The 1,439-nt window shown below is 52.0% G+C and carries 3 protein-coding genes; 1 reads left to right on the top strand and 2 read right to left on the bottom strand.

Annotated elements, in window-relative coordinates; translation table 11 throughout:
• On the top strand, positions 1–322 hold a 322-nt coding region (locus AC0TOF_RS00030; protein WP_473766721.1), incomplete at its 5' end, for an integrase core domain-containing protein.
• 235 nt (positions 323–557) lie between these two features.
• Here the strand turns inward: AC0TOF_RS00030 and AC0TOF_RS00025 are convergent.
• The gene (locus AC0TOF_RS00025) at positions 558–839 is read right to left on the bottom strand and encodes a hypothetical protein (RefSeq protein WP_473766720.1); all 282 of its coding nucleotides are present in this window, start codon (positions 837–839) and stop codon (positions 558–560) included.
• Positions 836–1,075 carry a helix-turn-helix domain-containing protein gene (locus AC0TOF_RS00020; RefSeq protein WP_473766719.1) on the bottom strand — a complete coding sequence of 80 codons (240 nt, stop codon included), beginning with the start codon at positions 1,073–1,075 and terminating at the stop codon, positions 836–838. Before AC0TOF_RS00020 ends, AC0TOF_RS00025 begins: the two co-directional genes overlap by 4 nt.
• Positions 1,076–1,439: the final 364 nt, after the last annotated feature.

Raw genomic sequence — 1,439 nt, 5'->3', positions numbered from 1 at the left:
CTCGGCTTATACCGCGCGGGACACGAGGCTGTTTGCTCAAGCACTCAATCTGACGCCCTGCTTCACGCCGGTGGCCAGCCCGCAGTCGAACGGAATGTCCGAGGCATTCGTTAAAACCCTGAAGCGGGATTACATCCGTATCTCGGCACTACCGGACGCCGAAACGGCGCCCCGGCTCATCGATGGATGGATTGAAGACTATAATGAAATTCATCCCCATTCCGCGCTCAAGATGGCTTCCCCTCGGCAGTTCGTCAGGGCAAAATCAATCCAGCCGACGTGTCCGGTGAAATGGCGAGCACTCCAGGGGCGACCCGAATAGAACCCAGATGCTCGATCATTCGTCCCAAGCACATCATAAAGATCCCGAATGCGATAGCGAAGAATCCGTAGGATAAAAATGTTATCGTGAACAACCCGCTGCGATCCCGAAGTCCATTAATGGTAACGATCATGCCTGCTACGATAGCAATAAGCCCAAATATAAGTGCAGCAACTGACATTTTGCCCTCCGTTCGATGGCCGACGCTAGAACGGTTGTAATTGTCGCGCAATAGTCATTCTTCAGCCTTATCAGGTGTACTGCTGTCACTTCCATGTGCCGGTGTCAGCCAAGGATACTCGACGCGTGCCTCTCTGATAGCCGTCTGCAAGTTGTCGAAGATTGATCTACTATCGCTGTCGGCAGCCCAAAACTCATTGTAATAATTATCTTCCGGTAGGTCATCGATCCAGAATTTTTCGGCGAGAAATACTATAGTAGCATCGGCCCTCTGGAAGAATGTCACCCGAGTTTGCTCATCAGGGCTAAGCTCTTGGTGGATTATCGTTCGGCTCATTGTTGACGATCCCGCAGCCGAACGCCCGGGCCATTTCCATTTTGATCGATGCAGATCACGCCTGCAGATTCAAAGACAGTTCGAATAGCATGCAGGTTGTTGGTGATCGGCATATGCTTGCCGGTTTCGAAACTACGTATCGTAGACACCCCGACATTGGCTGTTGTCGCCAGTTGCTGCTGTGACCAGTCAAGCGAGTCTCTCGCGGCTCTTATTTGTGAAGCGGTGATGTTCATGGCGCATATGTGGCTTGAAAATTATTTTGCGCAATGTGAACGAAAATAGTTGACGTGGTGTTTTAAGCGCTATGGTTAAGTTTACATGAACTAATAAAGTTCCCGACCGTCAGGCTGAACTGATGGGGTGGATGCCCCTCCGGTTGGCATCGGAGTATGATGCCTGCCCCGCGCATGGTAGCGCTCACGGAGGAAAGGCAGATGACACAAGTGCAAATCCTTACGATCGACCTCGCAAAGCGGAGTTTCCAGGTCTGTGCTACGGATCGCGACGGTGCGGTTCTATTCAACCGGCTGCTTTCACGGGCTCGATTGCAGCAGCTTTTAAGTGAGCAGCCGCCGTGCATTGTCGCGATGGAGGCCT

The organism is Ochrobactrum sp. PL_is501 (genome assembly GCF_055816895.1).
Note: the sequence above shows the minus strand (reverse complement) of the source record. Positions and strands in the feature narration are given on the sequence as shown.

Excerpts from the sequence above, each read along its gene's own strand:
- AC0TOF_RS00025 (WP_473766720.1), bottom strand. The coding sequence starts at position 839 with ATGAGCCGAACGATAATCCACCAAGAGCTTAGCCCTGATGAGCAAACT.
- AC0TOF_RS00020 (WP_473766719.1), bottom strand. The coding sequence starts at position 1,075 with ATGAACATCACCGCTTCACAAATAAGAGCCGCGAGAGACTCGCTTGAC.